General features: G+C 45.7%; 18 protein-coding genes, 2 pseudogenes and 1 riboswitch. Of the genes and pseudogenes, 5 read left to right on the forward strand and 15 right to left on the reverse strand.

All coding sequences use genetic code 11. The features are described from left to right. The 11 genes and pseudogenes from ACQ4MX_RS09355 to ACQ4MX_RS09405 form a co-directional block, all read right to left on the reverse strand. Positions 1-1,209, reverse strand: a complete 1,209-nt coding sequence (locus ACQ4MX_RS09355; protein WP_431090268.1) for a M20 family metallopeptidase — start codon at positions 1,207-1,209, stop codon at positions 1-3. Between the two features lie 57 nt (positions 1,210-1,266). Beyond that, positions 1,267-2,154, reverse strand: a complete 888-nt coding sequence (locus tag ACQ4MX_RS09360) for a MetQ/NlpA family ABC transporter substrate-binding protein (RefSeq protein ID WP_431090270.1) — start codon at positions 2,152-2,154, stop codon at positions 1,267-1,269. A gap of 44 nt (positions 2,155-2,198) precedes the next feature. Further along, positions 2,199-2,861, reverse strand: coding sequence for a methionine ABC transporter permease (locus ACQ4MX_RS09365; RefSeq protein ID WP_431090271.1), 663 nt, complete (start codon positions 2,859-2,861; stop codon positions 2,199-2,201). Then, on the reverse strand, positions 2,851-3,876 hold the full coding sequence (locus ACQ4MX_RS09370) for a methionine ABC transporter ATP-binding protein (protein ID WP_431090272.1): 1,026 nt from the start codon (positions 3,874-3,876) through the stop codon (positions 2,851-2,853). Before ACQ4MX_RS09370 ends, ACQ4MX_RS09365 begins: the two co-directional genes overlap by 11 nt. Positions 3,877-4,214: 338 nt before the next feature. Continuing rightward, positions 4,215-5,216 carry a Gfo/Idh/MocA family protein gene (locus tag ACQ4MX_RS09375; protein ID WP_134914447.1) on the reverse strand — a complete coding sequence of 334 codons (1,002 nt, stop codon included), beginning with the start codon at positions 5,214-5,216 and terminating at the stop codon, positions 4,215-4,217. Positions 5,217-5,409: 193 nt separating this feature from the next. Further along, a pseudogene (locus ACQ4MX_RS09380) lies at positions 5,410-6,263 on the reverse strand (Rpn family recombination-promoting nuclease/putative transposase). Between the two features lie 205 nt (positions 6,264-6,468). Further along, entirely contained in the window at positions 6,469-7,110 is a 642-nt protein-coding gene (locus ACQ4MX_RS09385) for a deoxynucleoside kinase (protein WP_134911064.1), read from the reverse strand. Continuing rightward, positions 7,107-7,730, reverse strand: a complete 624-nt coding sequence (locus tag ACQ4MX_RS09390) for a deoxynucleoside kinase (protein WP_431090273.1) — start codon at positions 7,728-7,730, stop codon at positions 7,107-7,109. The genes ACQ4MX_RS09385 and ACQ4MX_RS09390 overlap by 4 nt, the downstream gene beginning before the upstream one ends. A gap of 216 nt (positions 7,731-7,946) precedes the next feature. Next, entirely contained in the window at positions 7,947-8,546 is a 600-nt protein-coding gene (locus ACQ4MX_RS09395; RefSeq protein WP_025683815.1) for a response regulator transcription factor, read from the reverse strand. Continuing rightward, a complete protein-coding gene (locus ACQ4MX_RS09400; RefSeq protein WP_431090275.1) occupies positions 8,543-9,676 on the reverse strand; it encodes a sensor histidine kinase in 1,134 nt (377 codons plus the stop codon). The genes ACQ4MX_RS09395 and ACQ4MX_RS09400 overlap by 4 nt, the downstream gene beginning before the upstream one ends. Positions 9,677-9,748: 72 nt before the next feature. After that, positions 9,749-10,804, reverse strand: a complete 1,056-nt coding sequence (locus ACQ4MX_RS09405; protein ID WP_431090277.1) for a fatty acid desaturase — start codon at positions 10,802-10,804, stop codon at positions 9,749-9,751. Between the two features lie 219 nt (positions 10,805-11,023). Beyond that, positions 11,024-11,108: riboswitch (ZMP/ZTP riboswitch) on the forward strand. A 113-nt stretch (positions 11,109-11,221) separates the two neighbouring features. Between ACQ4MX_RS09405 and ACQ4MX_RS09410 the strand changes: the two genes are divergently transcribed. The 4 genes from ACQ4MX_RS09410 (at position 11,222) to ACQ4MX_RS09425 (ending at position 14,482) form a co-directional block, all read left to right on the forward strand. Then, entirely contained in the window at positions 11,222-12,088 is an 867-nt protein-coding gene (locus tag ACQ4MX_RS09410; RefSeq protein ID WP_044646628.1) for a bifunctional 5,10-methylenetetrahydrofolate dehydrogenase/5,10-methenyltetrahydrofolate cyclohydrolase, read from the forward strand. After that, positions 12,085-12,720, forward strand: a complete 636-nt coding sequence (locus ACQ4MX_RS09415) for a cyclodeaminase/cyclohydrolase family protein (protein WP_431090278.1) — start codon at positions 12,085-12,087, stop codon at positions 12,718-12,720. The genes ACQ4MX_RS09410 and ACQ4MX_RS09415 overlap by 4 nt, the downstream gene beginning before the upstream one ends. A 169-nt stretch (positions 12,721-12,889) precedes the next feature. After that, a complete protein-coding gene (locus tag ACQ4MX_RS09420; RefSeq protein WP_431090279.1) occupies positions 12,890-13,900 on the forward strand; it encodes a hypothetical protein in 1,011 nt (336 codons plus the stop codon). 21 nt (positions 13,901-13,921) lie between these two features. Further along, positions 13,922-14,482: a stalk domain-containing protein gene (locus ACQ4MX_RS09425; protein WP_431090280.1), complete on the forward strand. Its 561-nt coding sequence runs from the start codon at positions 13,922-13,924 to the stop codon at positions 14,480-14,482. On the opposite strand, the gene ACQ4MX_RS09430 is transcribed toward ACQ4MX_RS09425, so the two are convergent. The 4 genes and pseudogenes from ACQ4MX_RS09430 to ACQ4MX_RS09445 form a co-directional block, all read right to left on the reverse strand. Beyond that, positions 14,446-15,120 (reverse strand): phosphotransferase, encoded by a 675-nt coding sequence (locus ACQ4MX_RS09430; RefSeq protein ID WP_431090281.1) that lies wholly within the window; start codon positions 15,118-15,120, stop codon positions 14,446-14,448. The genes ACQ4MX_RS09425 and ACQ4MX_RS09430 overlap by 37 nt on opposite strands. Before the next feature lie 121 nt (positions 15,121-15,241). After that, a pseudogene (locus ACQ4MX_RS09435) lies at positions 15,242-15,841 on the reverse strand (carbohydrate ABC transporter permease); the annotation flags it as partial. 31 nt (positions 15,842-15,872) lie between these two features. Then, positions 15,873-16,895, reverse strand: a complete 1,023-nt coding sequence (locus tag ACQ4MX_RS09440) for an ABC transporter substrate-binding protein (RefSeq protein ID WP_431090283.1) — start codon at positions 16,893-16,895, stop codon at positions 15,873-15,875. 316 nt (positions 16,896-17,211) lie between these two features. Further along, the gene (locus tag ACQ4MX_RS09445; protein ID WP_431090284.1) at positions 17,212-17,604 is read right to left on the reverse strand and encodes a winged helix-turn-helix transcriptional regulator; all 393 of its coding nucleotides are present in this window, start codon (positions 17,602-17,604) and stop codon (positions 17,212-17,214) included. Between the two features lie 143 nt (positions 17,605-17,747). Here ACQ4MX_RS09445 and ACQ4MX_RS09450 point away from each other — a divergent pair, with 143 nt between their 5' ends. Further along, a complete protein-coding gene (locus tag ACQ4MX_RS09450; protein ID WP_431090285.1) occupies positions 17,748-18,422 on the forward strand; it encodes an NAD(P)H-dependent oxidoreductase in 675 nt (224 codons plus the stop codon). The last annotated feature ends 25 nt before the right edge of the window (positions 18,423-18,447 follow it).

Genomic DNA, 18,447 nt, shown 5'->3' on the forward strand with positions numbered 1-18,447 from the left:
TTATTGTGCCGCTGAATGCGTACGTTTAAAATCTTCTTTTACCGCGGCCAGCAGCGCTTCATCTACCAGGAGCTGCAACCCCGATAAGGCTAACGCCTTCGCGCCAGTCACTAAGGCTTCCTCTCCCTTGGCAGAGCCAGCCGCTTCCCGAAATTCCACCGTATGAGCGATCAGATCATCCGGTCTGATTTTAATGTAGGCTTGCGCAGTCGGAATGACATGGCTCACATTACCCGCATCCGTCGAGCCGATTCCGCCACGGGGTCCACGATCCAATTGTTCCCCTAGCGCTTCCAGCTCCCGGCCTACAACTTCATCCAGCGTATCGTTCAGAATGAAATCACGCACTTCATTTTGAAAACGTTCAATCTTCACAGTAGCCCCTGTTGCCAATGCAGCAGCTTCTGCGATATTGCGAACCTTCGCGGAAACCTCCTCCGTGCGCTGCCAAGTGCTTGCCCGAATGAAAAAGCGCGCCGATGCGTAATCCGGGATAATATTGGGCGCGTCTCCCCCATGCGTAATAATGCCGTGAATCCGTACATCGGTGGGAAGCTGCTGACGCAAGGCATTGATGCCGCTAAACAATTGAAGAACCGCATCCAGCGCATTAATCCCCTCCTCCGGTGATCCGGCTGCATGAGCCGCTTTGCCGTAAAAATGAAAGTCCAGCGGGTCAACCGCCAGGCTTGGCGAAGTCAGCCGGGTTACACCAGACGGATGAACCATCAGCGCAACGTCAATCCCTTCGAACAGCCCATGCTTTACATAGCTTCCCTTCGCACTGCCATTAGGCCCACCTTCCTCTGCCGGAGTGCCGAATACATACACCTCGCCTCCCGTCTCGTCAATCACCTGCGCCAAAGCGATGGCAGCAGCCGTACTCGCCGTCCCAATAATGTTATGACCGCAAGCATGGCCCAGGCCAGGCAACGCATCATATTCCGCCAGGTATCCGATTTTAGGACCTTGTCGGGTCGAAGCCTTACGAGCAACAAATCCCGTTTCGTGACCCGCTACGTTACGAGTTATCTCAAAACCCGCCTGCTGCAAAATATCCGTCAGTACCTTGGAAGCTTGAAATTCCTGATTGCCGATTTCAGGGTTAGCATGAATAAACCGACTTGTCTCCGTATAGAGCGTCCGGGAACCCTCGATTTGTTCTATAATCCGCTGCTTGTGTGTATCCACCGTATTCGTTGCACTCATCGCAATCTCTCCTCTTTTTTAGAATAATATGCTTTCAATCCTATTTTTCAAACGCCCTTACTTCTTTTGCGCTTTGACATCCGCCACCAGCTTATCCAATGTAGCCTGTAGCTCCTCGGCAGACTGGTCTACCACTACGTTGGCTCCTTTGGAATCCTGTTTTACAGCCTCTGCGACCTCCGGATCATGGTACAAATCCACAATCGTTTGGTAGGTTGCATTGTCCTTATCCTCTGCACGGGCGGCAAATACGTTAACATAAGGCTTCGCTTCCTCGCTACTTGCATCATCCTTGTAAATGGACGCGTCCAGCTTGAGCCCGGCATCTGTAGCGACACCGCTATTCACAGCCGAAGCTGCTACATCAGACAACACACGCGGCGTCTGTTGGGCGACGACAGGAACGATCTCCAGTTTTTTCGGATTGCCTTCGATCTCATCCGTGGTTGGATACAAGCCTGCACCCTTCTTCAATTCAATCAGCCCGGCAGACTGGAGCAGTTTCAAAGCACGTCCCTGATTGGAGGGATCATCCGGTATAGCAATTTTGGAGCCGTCAGGAAGTTCCGATACATCTTTGAATTTTTCGGAGTACAGCGCCATCGGAGCAATGACCGTTGCACCAATGGGAACAATGTTCAGATCATTTTCCACGTTGAACTGACTGAGGAAAGCCAAGTGCTGAAAGGAGTTCAAATCCACCTCTTTATTGGCAAGCGCCTTGTTGGGCAACGTGTAATCCGAAAAACTGATTAGCTCGATTTCAATATTTTTAGCCTCCGCTTTCTTCTTAAGCACATCCCAATATGTGTCTTCCGACCCGGAAACCCCGATTTTAACATGCACCTTGTCATTTGCACCTGCGCCTGAACCGTTAGCCGAGCACGCAGAAAGAAGAGATACACTAAGAATAGCGAGCAAACCCAAACGAATTATTTTTTTCATATCCATTTCCCCTCTAATCGTTATGTATGATGCCTGTTTTCAAATCAGCGTCGTAAAAATTTACGTGACAGGTAGTTCCCCGCATACTGGGCAACCTGTACAAAAATGATCAGCAAAACAATCGTGACAATCATTACCGAGGTATCGAACCGTTGATAACCATAGGTCATCGCCAGATTCCCCAGACCTCCCCCGCCCACGGTGCCCGCCATGGCAGAGAAGTCAATCAATGCCACTGTAATAAACGTCAGCCCGAGAATTAAAGGTCCCAACGCTTCCCGAATCAGCACACCCGTGATGATCTGATAAGGAGTCGCCCCCAACGCCTTGGCTGCTTCAATCATCCCCGGATCAATGGAAACCAGATTATTTTCCACAATCCTCGCTACAGCAAAGGCCGCTACAATGGTCATGGGGAAAATAGCCGCCGAGGTTCCAATGGTGGTCCCCACGACTAAGCGCGTAAACGGGCTAATCGCGACCAAGAAAATAATAAACGGAATCGGCCGGATGATATTAATCAGCAAATTCAAAAGCATAAATACAAATTTGTTTTCAAACAGGCTCCCTTTGCGTGTCACATACAACAACAAACCAATGGCAAGCCCCAAAATACTGGCGAAAACCAGCGTGACGACAACCATCAGAAGCGTTTCTCCTGTAGCCTCCACCACCTTCAGCCAAAATGTATCCCAATTAACTCTCATGATCGACGACCTCCCTGACTTCCACCGTCGTTCGCAGTTCTTCCACGACCTTATCAACCTCGTCTTCGGCCCCGATCAACTCCACAATGAGGCTGCCGAACAGTGCTCCCTGTAGCTCATTAATGCTGCCGTATACGATGTTGTAATCCAGATTGTATTTGCGTGTAGCCCTCGACAGCACGGGTTCACTTGTCGCCCCATCCCGAAAAATAAGTCTGTACAGTCGTCCGGCGTGGTGCTCCCGAATCTTTCTCAGCAGCTTGGGTGAAAGCTGATCGTTCAGCACTGAGCGAATAAAATTTTTCGTCGTTTTCGTCTGTGGATTGGCGAATACATCGAACACATTGCCCTGTTCTATCACCCTGCCATTCTCCATCACCGCGACACGGTCACAGATACTACGGATCACGTTCATTTCATGGGTAATGAGTAAGATCGTAATCTGATACTCTTCATTGACTTTTTTCAGCAGCTTTAATATATCTTCTGTCGTCTCTGGGTCGAGCGCCGAGGTCGCTTCATCACATATCAGAATATCCGGCGAATTTGCCAGCGCTCTGGCAATGCCAACCCGTTGCTTTTGACCGCCAGATAGCTGCTCTGGATACGAATCTGCCTTATCCTCCAGCCCTACAAATTGCAGTAGTTCCTTAACACGAGCATCAATCTGCACCTTTGGCAGTTTAGCCAACTTCAGTGGATAAGCCAAATTCCCATACACGGTACGCGAATTGAATAAATTAAAAGTCTGGAACACCATCCCGATCCGCCTTCTTAAATCCCTTAGCTCCTTGGGGCGTATCCGGGTAATATCCTGATCATTCACGACAATTCGCCCTTCCGAGGGACGCTCCAGCAAATTTACAAGCCGTAACAACGTGCTTTTACCTGCTCCACTGAAGCCAATGACGCCGAAAATCTCCCCTTTTCCAACGGATAACGTAACGTTTTCCAAAGCACTTACCTTTCGATTGGGCAAAGAAAATATTTTGCTGACCTGTTCAAACTTAATCAAACCTGCTTACCTCCTTACATCTGCACCTCTGCATTCCCACTTTTTTTAGTAATCCGGTTGAAATAATCGGAATTATAGTCTAAAAAAAGCTCCCTTGGCTCCGTTTATACCGGAGCTGGGATTATTTAACTATATACCGTATGGTTAACACCTTAAGACAAGAAGGAGAATCTGTCAATAAAAATGAATACATCCTTCATCCTCCTGTGATCACAGCCGCTTACACTTTTAGGTATATAAAAACCAAATAAGGCCGACCGGATGTTTGCAAAGTTTGCAAAACCGGCAGCCCTGTTTCCCTGTTCACTGTTTAAGAATATCGTTAAATCACTAACCAACTAACGTGCAGTCGTATCTTTCAAATCCGCTTCAAAGCGAAGGCCAATCTGCTGTCTTGCATCCTCCATCACTTCGGCGACTGCGAGTGAACATTCCAGTGAGTTAATGGAGCTATTGCGTTCTCCGCTTTTAATCAGATCAATAAACTCCTGAATTTCATAATACATCGGTTCGCGCGTCTGTGCTTTCGTCAAATCCTCAATCGTGCCGTCCCGATAATGAATTTTCACCTCATACGGTTGGCTAATTTTATCAATCACCATCGTTCCATTTTCACCCTGAATTTCAGCAGGTAAATATGAATCGGTAATTTTGGAATGCATCACAACGGCATCCATATCCGGATATCGCATAGCGATGCTGCCTTCCCCATCTACACCAGAGGACAGGAGCACACCAACCGCGCGAACTTCCTCCGGTTTGCCGAACAATGCCACCATAGGATACAGGCAATAAACCCCAAGGTCCATCAATGAGCCATTCGAAAAAGCCGGATTAAAGGCATTCAACACTTTTCCTTGCTTAAAAGCATCAAAACGTGATGAATATTGACAATAACTTGCAAAATAACGCCTAACACGGCCTATTTTATACATATGGTCTTTAACAATTTTAAAGTTTGGCATAAGCGTGGACTTAATGGCCTCCATTAGCAAAACATCATTGTTGCGCGCAGCCTCAATCATGCTCTGCACCTCCGTTGCATTGGAGGCAAACGGCTTCTCACACAGTACGTGCTTTCCGTGATTCATACACACAATCGCCTGCTCCGCATGCAAGGAGTTGGGACTGGCAATGTATACGGCATCCACCTGATCACTTGCAGCCATTTGCGCCAAGTCTGTAAATACCTCTGGATGGCTGTTGTTCTTGGCAGCAAAAGCTTTGCCTTTATCCTCTGTTCGTGAGTATACCGCCGTCAGGGCAAATTCGTCCGTCTCTACCGCGGCTTGAATAAACCTCTCCGTTATCCAGTTGGTTCCAACAATACCAAAACGTATCACAGTATCCCATCCTTCCCCGTGAGTAATTTACATTTAAAATATGTATCCATTCTCGCATTCTAGCCTAAGCTTGTCCACTATACAGTTAAGCATACTTCGTCCTTGGAGATAATCTATTCGACAAAAAAAGACTGCGGTCATCAGCCAATTCATTCTGATTGTACCACAGTCCTTGTATGTTGTTTCTGATTTATACTTTCTGCGAACGCACCTCTGACTCGGATAAGCCAGATGCTTTTACAATCACTTCAATTTCAAGCCCCATATTCAGCATATTTCGTGCGATTTCAATTGCCTTTTGACGCTCTCCTTCAACTTTACCTTCTGCTTTACCTTCTGCCTTACCTTCTGCCTTTCCCTCGGCCTTACCTAGCTTCAAACCTTCTTCCCTCGCGCCTTCAATCATGGAAGCCTCATCATGCAGATACTTCTGTCGAGCTTCATACTGTAAACGCGCCTCTTTATCCTGACTTAGAAACTCCAGCGTAGTCATCGCCTTTTTCAAACCAGGTTCATTCATGGCTAATACCTCCCATTGAGATGGATTACTTCCCTTTAGAAACAAAAGCCAGTTGACCAAGCCACCGCTGTCAGCCGGGATCTCGTGCTCATCCAGTTTGGGCAGTTCCAAAAAATGCAACTCCATATCATCACTAAACGGAATGCCCGTACGGTCCTCCGTCAAATGAAACACATTATGATAGCGGCTGTTCGGCAGGAAAGAGTAATTCAAAATGTTGATCGTTACACACTTCCTCAACAGCTTATAAGATTGCCCTTCATACAATTGTCCTGCATACTGTTTACTCCAATAAAACAAGGTTCGTTTATTCATGTCATATTTATTAAAAAGCTGCATCTCCACATTAATAAGCTGACCTTCCGACGTTCTGGCCCGAATATCCAAAATAGACTGCTTATCACGCGGTGCGTCTTTATCCGTATAAGGATTCAAAAGTACAATTTCCGTTAATGGAGGTTTTCCCTCTTAAACAAAAAGTCATTGCGGGGGTCCAGCATTTCTACCAATAGAATCAGCTCCATTTGCTCATATTATACCACGACAATGAATAAGAAAACATAATAGGGAACATACGTTCCTGTATTCATCAATCAAAATATACCAGCTTCATGACCGCCAGTCCATATTCCTGATGGATCATTTTCAGCGTGCTTACCTGCACATATGTGCAAGATTTTTATAAATGTGTAACACAAAAAAACCGTCCTCACGGACGGTCAACAATTTTTATTTTTTAGAAATTACCTTGCCTACCTCTACCAAAATGGCATCCATGGAAGCTGGGTCATGCACGTCATATTCATCAATGTTCAGACGCAGCACAGGACAGGCATCGAACTCGTTGATCCAATTGGAATACCTGCGATACATTTGCTCCCAATAAGATCGCTCTGTCTGGATCTCCATTTCACGACCGCGTTCCTCGATCCGGCTCAGTATGGATGGCAAGCTGCCTTCCAGATAGACCAGTACATCCGGGTGCGGGAAAAATGGCGTCATCACCATCGCCTCAAACAGACTGGTATACGTTTCATAATCCGTAGGGTTCATCGTCCCCTGATCGGCATGCATTTTCGCAAAAATTCCTGTGTCTTCATAAATCGAACGGTCCTGCACAAAGCCTCCACCGGACAAGAAGATGTTCTTTTGCTCCTTGAAGCGCTCGGCCAGAAAATAAATTTGCAGATGAAAGCTCCATCTTTCGAAATCATGATAAAACTTCTCCAGATAAGGATTATGATCTACCTTCTCCAGGGAGGTTTTAAAGCCAAGGCGTTCAGCCAAAGCCCCCGTCAGCGTGGATTTACCCACACCTACCGTACCCGCTACCGTAATCAGGGCATTCGCGGGGATGTTGTAATTATTCATTGTATAAGCTCCTTTACATCGGAAACAATCAGTTCAAATTGTGCTCGGTTTTCTACAAAATCAATCTCATTCCCGTTAACGGTCAATATCTTGGGAAAAGGAGCCTGTTTGGCGAGAAATTGCATGCCTTTATCATAATCGATAATAAGTTGCTCCAGATAGGCCGGGTCCATCTCCTGTTCAAAGGAGCGCGCCCGTTTGCGAATTCTGCCCAGCAACGTATCCAGATCGGCTTTAATGTAGATGATCACGTCCGGCTTAGGCATATCGTCGGTGAGCAGATGATAGATTTGGCGATATTTTTTAAGCTTCACACCCTTTAGGGTCCGCTCAGCAAAAATGAGGTTTTTATAAATATGATAGTCGGAAATAACAGGCTGTGCCTTCTCGATATATTGCAGGCCGGTATCCTCCAGTTGCTTGTACCGATTGCAGAGAAAGAACATTTCCAGTTGGAAGCTCCACTCATCTATATTTTGATAAAATTTATCGAGAAACGGGTTCTCCTCGACAATCTCTTTAATAATCGGCATATGCAGCTCCGTTGAAAGCATCGAAGCCAAAGTCGTTTTTCCTGCTCCGATCGGCCCTTCAACAGCTATAAATGGGGCTTGTTTCATGTGGTTCTGTTCCTCCTTGTACTTCGGTCCATCCCATGGATAGCTATCCTATTGTATCACAAGGAAGTAGGCTAAAGGCATATCAAATCTTGCCTTCCTGAATCCGTATTTTCCGTTAACTTTCTCCTATGTATCCTCCAATAAAACAACAAAACAGAGAGGCTATGTCTTCCTTCATAGCTACCCTGTTTCTCCTAGGACATTTCTGTCTCCCGCTTATTTAAACCAGCCCTTTTCATTAAAGCGCGTAATCGCCTCAATCCGGTTGCTGACACCCAGCTTATCCAGAATGACTGAAATGTAATTGCGCACCGTCCCTGTCGTCAGGTACAGCTCACCGGCAATCTCTTTGGTGTTCTTCCCGTCAGCAATGAGCGCCAAGACGGTCTTCTCACGCTCGGTCAGCGGGTTAACTTCGGCATAAGCATCATCTACCAGCTCCGGAGCATAAATGCGACGGCCTGCCATAATACTTCGAATCGAAGAAGCCAGTTCTTCACTGGGACTGTCCTTGAGCAGATAACCGTGCGTGCCTGCCTTGATGGCCCGTTCAAAATATCCGGGACGGGCAAACGTGGTCAGAATCAGCACCTTGCAATTCAAGCCCTTAAGTTCCTCAGCCGCATCCAATCCGCTCTTGATTGGCATTTCGATATCCATGATGCATATATCCGGCTGATGCAGCTTGACCAGCTCTAAAGCCTCTTCCCCGTTGCTTGCTTTTCCGACTACTTTCATGTCCTCTTCCAAGTCCAGCAGGGAGGCCAAAGCACCCAGCAGCATACGCTGGTCTTCCGCAATGACGATTCGAATCATGGCCCCACCTCCTCATTTGGCTTTTCAGTGATATTCGGCACTTTAATAATCAGGGCCGTTCCCTGATCTGAACGCAGTTCCATACACCCGTTCACAAATTCGAGCCGTTCCTTCATCCCTTTCAGACCATTCCCCCGAAAGGCTGCATTTTCTCCCGTAACGCCGACTCCATTGTCCTGAATCCGAAGGGTCAGCTCCTTACGAGACGGCTCAATGGCAATGGAGCAGGCTGTAGCGCCACTGTGCTTAACCACATTGGTCACCGCCTCTTTCATGCACATACTGAGCACATTCTCGTTCATTAAGGACGTATGCTCCAGCTTCGGATCGCCCTCCAAGGTGAATTCAATGTGAGCAGCCTTTAAAATCTGCCGAATACGCAGTAATTCATCCTCTAATCGCATACCTCGCATCTGAGTGACCATTTCCCGCACTTCTTTTAACGCACTTCTCGCCGTAAGACGAACATCGTTAATTTCAGCGTGAGCCCGCTCCGGGTACTGATCCATCAGCTTGCCAGCCAAATCACTTTTCAGTCCGATGAGTGACAGCTTCTGACCGAGAGTATCATGCAGGTCGCGCGCAATTCTTTGCCGCTCCTCCAGCTTAATCAATTCCGATATTTTCTTATTGGCATCCTCCAATTGCACTTGAAGCCGATCACTTTTATTTCGGTTAAAAGTGGTTATCGGAATCAAGATTACACCAAGCAGATTCAATAAAATAAAGGGAAGCTGCTTAATAAAAACAGGATCTTGAGCTACGAAGCCGTAATTGATCAATCCAATGGTACAGACCATCAGAACAATATACAGTGTAGTGAATGCGGCCTTGCTTTTGATATTACCGATCAGAAAGGCGATAAATATCGAGAAATACATATAGCTGAATAACAGCGTCATGGTAATGGATATCGCAATCTGTACACTGGTCCAGAAGTAGATCAGCCAGCCTTGAGAGACAAAAGCCAGTACATAACAAGCAAAAAACACTAAAATAATGGCGGTACCCAGCACAATATGGCTTGTAGATGAGGAGCTAAAATAATAGAAGGGCAGGATATAAAAGACGACCCATACATAAGGGTTAAGTCCCGTATTTCTTTGGAAAATCTGATACCATTTTTGCATCCTGCCCACCCTTTATCATTTCACTAATTCAGCTTATATCCCTTATCTTATCATACCGTGTTTCGTACAAAGTTATTTTCTTTCCGTGCTCACAACAGGTACAGGGACGGGTTTCGTAACGGCAGCACGTTTGCTGAGCAACGGCTTCACTTGTTTAAAGGTCAAAAAGGTTTTCGTGCTTTCATCCCAAAGCCGGAACTTCAGAGATTGCAGACTTGTGCTCACCGTGATAGTCGTCGCTTTTTGAAGCTGCGGGGTGGCATCATGCGCCTTCTCCAAATTGTAATTCGGTACTTTCGGACTCAAATGATGAACGTGATGGAAGCCGATATTGCCCGTAATCCATTGCAACACCTTAGGAAGCTTATAATAAGAGCTGCCTTCTACGGCTGCATTAATATAGCTCCAGTCTTCATCATGCTCAAAATACGAATCCTCAAACTGATGTTGTACATAGAACAACCAGATTCCCAGCACACCTGATACAAAAAAAATAGGTGCCTGTATCAAAACAAAATTCTGCCATCCGATGGCCCAGCACAACAGAGCGTACAATACGACGAGGGATACATTCGTCAAATAGGTGTTCATTTTTTCCTTGCGTTTTGCCTTCTTTGTGTTAAAGCGATAGGAAATCAAAAAAGTGTAGATCGGACCGAGTCCGAACATCCCCCATGGACTCCGGTATACACGATAAGCCAGTCGTGTCCATGCAGAAGCTTCTACATACTCTTCCACCGTAAGCACCCACATATCACCTGTGCCCCGTTTGTCCAGATTACTGCTGGTTGCATGGTGGATCGCGTGGCTATTTTTCCATTGGTCATACGGGCAAAGTGTAATAATACCTGTAATCGTGCCCACAATGTCATTCAGCCTGCGGCTTTTGAAGAACGATTGATGACCGCAATCATGAAAAATAATAAATGCTCGTATAACAAATCCGGAAGTAATAATAGTAATCGGAAGAGTCAGCCAATACGATACCGACAGACTAAGATAAGCGGCATACCATAGCAGGATCAGTGGACCCAGGGTATTAATGAGTTGCAGAACGCTGGATTTCGTGTTTATTTTCTCATAGGGAGCCATATTTTTTTTCAATTGGGCTAATGGGAGTTGTGTCATACTTAATGTTGATCCTCCTTTAAAATGACGCCCGTATCTTGATCTCGTCAGGCGTACATGTTGATCTAACCTCAGTATAAAGAGATACCTGTGTTCGCTGTAGTCATAAACGTCATTTCGGGAGTATGACATTTGTCATATAGACAAATAACATGACCTCTTTGCCAAATGTTCACGGCTTTCTTTTCGGAAGATTATTTGTTAAAATATAAGACAAATAACGCTGTATGTGACTGGCGAAGTCAGTGGAATCAACCACGAGGGAGCATACAATGAAAGCGTGCCGTTCGCCTGGGAGAAGTATTTGCAGAGGATTCGTCTGTCGTGACGACCTTGTGCAAATACTTTTTTTCGTTTTACAAGACCATAACACCTTGTTGATTCCATTATGCGATAAATTTAGAGGAGGTTCAAACTATGGCTATCATTATGAAATCCAAAGAAGCAGCTGAGCAAGTGTATGCAACGATCCGTACCAAGGTAGAACAAATGAAACAGCAAGGGCATCGCCCTCATTTGGCAACACTGTTGGTAGAAGGCGATCCTGCCTCTGCCTACTACGCCCGGACCAAGCAAAAAATAGCGGAGAAGCTGGGCATCTCCTTTCATCTCCATACCTTTGACCGCCATGTAAGCGAAGCCGAACTCCTTCACCTGATCGGCAGCCTGAATGAAGCCTCCCATATACATGGTATTATGCTGGAATTGCCTCTTCCCCAGCATCTATCCGCCTCCGTCATTAAACAATCCATCGCCCCGTACAAGGATATTGATGGAATTACCCCAGGCAACAAGCTGGCTACCGTTACAGGTGAAAGCGGATTGTATCCCGCTACGCCTCAAGCCTGTATTGAACTGCTCAAGCATTACGGTCACACGTTGGCAGGCAAAAATGTTACCCTTGTCGGCATAGGACAGACGGTGGGACTCCCCCTTTTTCACATGCTGCAAAGAGAAAATGCCACCGTTACCGCCTGTCATGCAGGCACACGTGATATTGCAGAGCATTTGAGCCATGCAGACATTGCCTTTGTCGCAGTCGGATGCCCTGATGTGATTACACAGGATATGGTTCATCCCGGTCTAATTTTGGTAGATGCGGGAATTAACGAGACGCTGGAGGGAAAAATAGTGGGGGATGCCGCTTTAGACGTTGGGGAAAAGGTACATGCGATTTCTCCGGTTCCCGGCGGTGTCGGCACATTAACTACTGCGATTTTGTACAAGAATCTGCTCAAAGCAATAGATCTGCAACACTACTCCAGAGAGGTGGCCTATTCATGAGTGAACTGTCGTGGAGTGATTCCATCGGACTTTTTCTAAGAGAGGCTGGAAGTGCAGCGCCTACCCCCGGCGGAGGAAGTGTATCCGCACTGGCAGCGGCACTGGGCGCGGCTATGACCTCCATGACCGCCAACCTTTCCCAAGGAGAAAAGTACGCGCATGTTTATGGACAAATCACCGAAGTGATTCACAGCATGGCAAACCTGTCCACGCGCTGTGAGGAACTGATGACCGCAGACATTCAATCCTTTGAACAATACATGACCGCATTGCGCTTGCCCAAAGAAACAGACGAAGAAAAACGCTATCGTACCCATTCCCTACAGAACGCAGTGATCGCCGCCATTGAGGTGCCGATGCGTTTGCTGGAAGTATGCCGGGACGGAATGCAGCGTGCCTATAGTATTGTGGAACTGTCCAACAAAAATGTCATTTCTGATCTTGGCATAGGCGCAATCCTGTTTGAAGCTGCTGCTCAATCCGCCCTGCTTACCATTGACATTAACCTTGCTTCACTGAAAGATTTGGATTCCAAACACGCCTATGAAGCGAAAACGGCTGCACTCATCCATGAAATTGGACAAATCAAAGCTCAAACCTTATTGATCGTGCGTAGCCGAATAACAGGCTAAAAAAACAACCTCCAAATCCACACTAAGCGTGGGTTTCTGGAGGTTATTTTATTCGAATAGATGTGTTTTGGAAAACTTTTCTATATATTCTTCGTCTATTGATAAGGAGATATTCCCCAAGGCGTTATTTTCACCTTATATACATTGATGAAGAAATGAGGAAAAACGCATGAAAAGACGTACTCTGTTAATCAGTATGATCGCGTTGTTATTGTTCAGTTCCAGTGCATGGGCGGCCGGAGATGAATCGACGTCCCGTATTCGCTCCTATGACTCCGGGAGTCTGATTCAATCCGATGGGAGCTTGTGGTTATGGGGCTATAATCAATCCGTACCGACTCGTGTAGAGGATAAGCCCAACGTCGTCAGAACATATTCGAATATAATCCATGAAGGCGATCTGGTATTTACCTTACAGGATCATTCCGCCTGGTATGTGCCAAGAATTAATATTTCTGAACCCGTAAAATTCAACTCTCTGGAAGGACTACAGAGCATCGTAGACGTGCGTAGCTTGAATGATCATGTACTCGCCCTAAGCGCCGAAGGAACCGTATCATCTGCTGATCGAATCGAGAATGATAGCAACTTTGCTCCTTTTCAAACCCTATCCGGCATCGACGAGGTTACAGAATTGGATAGTTACTATGAAGAAAGACCGCAATATGAGGAACGCTGGATCTTCTTGAAGAAGGATGGAAGTGTATGGAAAAATACAAGGTCCTTGCAGGGCTTCGAGCCTGTTCCATCATTAAAGGATATTACTGCTATCTCCAAAAACATAGCCTTAAAGAAAGACGGTACTGTATGGACATGGCTCAAGGTATTTGAAAAAAATGCTACCCCATCCGAAGCTTTATCTGCATCGCAGATTCAAGCCTTATCGGACATCAAAACAATTAAGACCAATGGGAGTTCCAATCTCGCGATTGATCGACAAGGACGGTTATGGTTCTGGGGTGAAACGGTCACAGGTTACTCGGATAGTACAACCTATCACAACGAAAATAACCCTGTATTGTTAACAGGTATAAAGGATGTCAAAGACGTCTTTATCGTTGAACGCTCTATCCTTGCACTGACGACAAGCGGGAATGTATATGAAGCGTCCTTGGAAGGCGAGAAATTATCGTCCACTGTCCCTTTTAAATTACTCGCCAAAAATATTCAAAGCATCTAGGCTGGATTACGGCATGCGATCATGCAAAAAACAGACGGCACCCTATGGGGCTGGGGGGTCAACAAACATGCGCAGCTTGGCATAGGGGATTATGAATTTCTCTACAGTACGCCGGTTCCTGTACAAAAGCCGATTCTCGTCCTTCTCAATGATACACCTGTCTCTCTAAGTAACGGTGTCATTACCCGCAACGGGCAGGCGTTTATTCCCCTTCGTTCTGTTTTTGACAAGCTGGGGGCGGAGGTCACTTATGATTTTAACAGCAAAATAGCGGAAATTAATCAGTCCAAGACAGGAGCCAATCCCGTCTCTCTGCAAATTAATCTTAAAAACGGGCAGACAACGATGAACGGTAAAGTTGTGAAACTCACAAATCCTCCCTTCACTGTAAACGGCATTGGCTATCTTCCGCTCCGGCTGATCAGCGAGACGCTAGGGGCCAAAGTAGATTGGATTCAAAAAGAAGATACTATCGTAATTACGACGAAATTGCAAATCAAAAACCAGTCCAAACACGACTCGTGTTGGACTGGTTTTTTTATGGGTTATATATCCCCTAATACATCGGGAAGATCTTTGTAATTTCTGGAAATCCAGTTCATTTCTTTAGCGAACCGGACAGGAACAGCATGTTGGTCCATGTCGGCTTTGATCCACCAGACACTTTCCATATACCATAGCCATTGTAGTGATTCTGCTAGACAGCCCTTTGCCAGTGTACGTTTCTCCCTGTATCCTTCCATAAACGCAGAAACAAGGGAAACATCCAGTTGCTCGTCCCAGGTGAAAGACATGACCGCACGGGCCACATCCAACTGCGGATAGTCATAATCTAATCGATCAAAATCCAGGATTGCACTTAACTTATTTTCATTAAATAAAATATTGTCTGCCCACAGATCACGATGAGCCCAGCCAGATTGAAGTGTAGACGTCATTTCCACATTTAACTCTTCCGTTGCTTTACGCTGAGCTTCGATGTCAGCAAGAATATCCATTTTATCGTCTTTCTTAGCCTCTTCCCAGACTGAATCCCAATGAGCTAATCGTTCCTCACGGCTGGGAGGCACAAATTTAGGAGTATTTTGGATACCCAGCGTTCCGTCGTTTAACCAGCCTCGTTGAATTGGAACAGATTCCATAACATGTAATCCAAAGAAACGATGAAATGATTTCAACAGATCGTCAAAAATCAGATTTTCTTTCGATATCCATTCCATTAGATCCGCTCCTTTAATGATCCCCCGCATCCTTTACATTCTTCATACAGATTTGGATAACCTCTTGGATTATCAAAAAAGGGATATCTGCCCTGTATGGGTACGATATCCCTTACCTTCGTTATTTGCCGCCCGTAAAGGTGATTCCCTTAATAAAGTAACGATTAAAGAATGCATAAATGACAAGGATCGGTAGCGTAGATATCATGGAAGCCGCCATAATGTAATTCCAATAGCTGATATATTGGCCTTTGAACGTATTCAGTCCAAGCGGCAAGGTAAACATTTCCGGACTGGACATCACAATCAGTGGCTTCATAAAATCATTCCATGATGCCATGAACACAAAGATGATCTGTGCAGCCAATGCTGGACGAGCCAACGGAAGAACGATGCGAAAAAAAGCGCCAAACCGCCCCAAGCCATCAATCTCGGCGGCCTCTTCGAGTTCTTTAGGAAAGCTGACAAAAAACTGGCGCATCATAAAAATATACGTCGCGCTGATCATGGAGGGAATGATCATTCCTTGATACGTATCCAGCCAACCAAAGCCTTTCAGAATCAAGAAATTCGGTATCATCGTAACCTGACCCGGAATCATCAGTACACCCAGGATGATGATGAACAACAGATTTTTTCCCGGAAAATTCAAGCGGGCAAGCGCATAGCCAGCCATAGAATTAAACAGCAGGTTCAGCGCAGTAATCGCTACACCGATCACCAGTGCTTACGAATGAACGTGGATCATATACTTATTTTTTCGCTTTATTCTCTGTTTCTCTTTCAATCAGCATATCCACGATCATATCAATCTGCCCGTTAATGGCGATCGGATCATAGCGATAGTACGTATCAAAATCGTTAAAGAACACTCTATTGTTCTTCACCGCAGGAAGGTTCCCCCACACAGCTGACGATTTCAGTTGCTTGAGCGCGTCTCCCTTTTTCTCCGGGTCATAGGTTGTCAGGAACATATAGTCTGCGTCATACTGTGGCAATACTTCCAGCGAAAGCTGTACAGTTTGTTCCTTGGAATTAGCCGTTTTCTTCGGCATGTTCAACTTGAGCGCATTGTATACGGCTTGTCCGCCCCGGCCTGCATTGTCTCCAAATATCCAAAGGGCGTTCTTGTCCGTTAGCTCATACAGACCAAAGGTAGCATTGGGATCAATGACGCCTTTAAGACGTTCGCGGCCTTCGGCAGCTTTTTTATCAAATGCAGCAATAAATTGCTCTGCCTTCTCTTTCTCCCCGGTGATATCACCAAACAGCTTGACCGTATCATAAATATTCATAGTCGTTCCGTATGGAATATACAGTGTAGGTGCAATTTTGGACAATGCCTCATAGTTGGTATCCTTCATCACCACGATCAGATCGGGTTTGAGTTCCAGCGCCTTCTCCAAATTGGTCGGGTCACCCACTTCTTTGGTCCCCTTTTCCTTTAGCAAATCAGTTATGAAAGGATTTTGAAAGGCCGTCGGCTCCACACCCACCACATTAGCCCCTACGGACAGTAATTCTCCGCCGTAAAAATCCGTCACAATACGCTGCGGTTTGGCCGGAATTTGAATCTCCCCTTTGACCGTTTTAAAGCTTCTCATCTGACCGTCTGTCGTATCAGCGTTTTTCTCTCCAGTGGAAGCTGACTCTTGCTTATCTCCTGAAGATGAAGCGGAATGATTACCATTGCTGTTTCCGCCGCAAGCGCTAATGAATACAGACAATACGAGCATTATAGCAGCCAAAATAAAAAACGATTTTTTCTTCAACATATTAGCCCCCTATGTATTGTAAAAATGATCTTTTCAATTTCGTGATAATGATTATCAATATCGTAAGAAATATATCAGGCAGCCTTCCTGCTGTCAACTTAAAATCGAAGTTTCAAAAAAGAGGGGAACTGGAGAATACCTGACCAAATCATCCGATGAGTGGTTCAGCCTTATGAATCATTTGGTTCCAGTCTCTCACTGGATTTATGCAAAATGCTCTTATAGATAAACCGCAAAAGGCACTACGATATATGCTCTAGCATACGAACGTAAGTGCCTTTTGCGCGTACCTGTATTGATAGATGAACATCCCCCTCTACAAGCCGGGCTTGGATGGCTCCATGCAGCTTTCTGATGAACGATGCTTAGTTTTATATTCTTCTCCCCAATCCTTCATTAAGTTAATAATCGGAGTCAGAGTTCTTCCAAATTCGGTTAGAGAATATTCGACTTTGGGAGGAACCTGCTGATAGACTTCACGGTGAACTACACCATCCTCTTCCAACTCGCGTAACTGGAGCGTCAGCATGCGCTGAGTGATCCCCGGACAGATTCGCCGAAACTCACTAAACCGCTTGGTTCCATACATTAGATGATATAAGAGAATCCCTTTCCATTTGCCTCCAATCACATCCAGTGTGTACTCCACCGGGCAGGCCTGATCCTTTCCATCGGGACATTCTCCAAAGCCGCCTTTCCGATTTCGCATAGGTATTTTTCCCCCTTGGTATCATTTTGTATACTACAGCACATTAATGTGCGTACTTCTAAAACGGTCATACATATTCTAATATTAAGCATGCCACTTGATAAGCGTCAATTCAATCATTATTCACAAGGAGTGAATGAACTATGGAAACCTTAACAACTGCTAAAAATCAAATCTTATCTGCATATAAGTTCAGACATGCTACCAAAGAATTTGACAGCCATAAGAAAATCAGCGATTCGGACTTCGATTTTATTCTTGAAACAGGTCGTTTATCCCCCAGCTCGTTTGGCTTTGAACCCTGGAGATTCGTTGTCGTCCAAAGTAACGCCATGCGTGAGAAGCTGCTCCCGTACTCTTGGGGAGCCAAAAAACAGCTACCTACAGCGAGCCATTTTGTACTCATTCTCTCCAGACTGCCTAAAGACATGTTGGCCTCATCCGACTATATCAAGGGTGTAATGGAAAACGTACAGCAATTGCCTGCTGAAGTGGCTCAAGGCAAAGCAAAGGTATATGATGCCTTCCTGAAATCGGATTTTGGGCTGGAGGAAAATGAAAGAGCGATGTTCGAGTGGGGTTGCCGACAAACCTATATCGCTCTGGGCAATATGATGACAGCGGCAGCTCAAATCGGAATTGACTCCTGTCCGATCGAAGGTTTTAATAAAAACAAAATTGAACAAATTCTTTCCGAAGAAGGCATCATGGATGCCGAGCATTTCGGCATTTCCTGCATGGTGGCTTTTGGATACCGTCTGAATGAGCCGCGTGGAAAGACTCGGCGACCTGCGGATCAAGTTATTGAATGGGTATAACTGAAGGACGAGTAGACCAAAAAGA

It is taken from the genome of Paenibacillus sp. 8b26, from assembly GCF_050626875.1.
In the GTDB taxonomy this organism is placed as follows: Bacteria; Bacillota; Bacilli; order Paenibacillales; family Paenibacillaceae; genus Paenibacillus.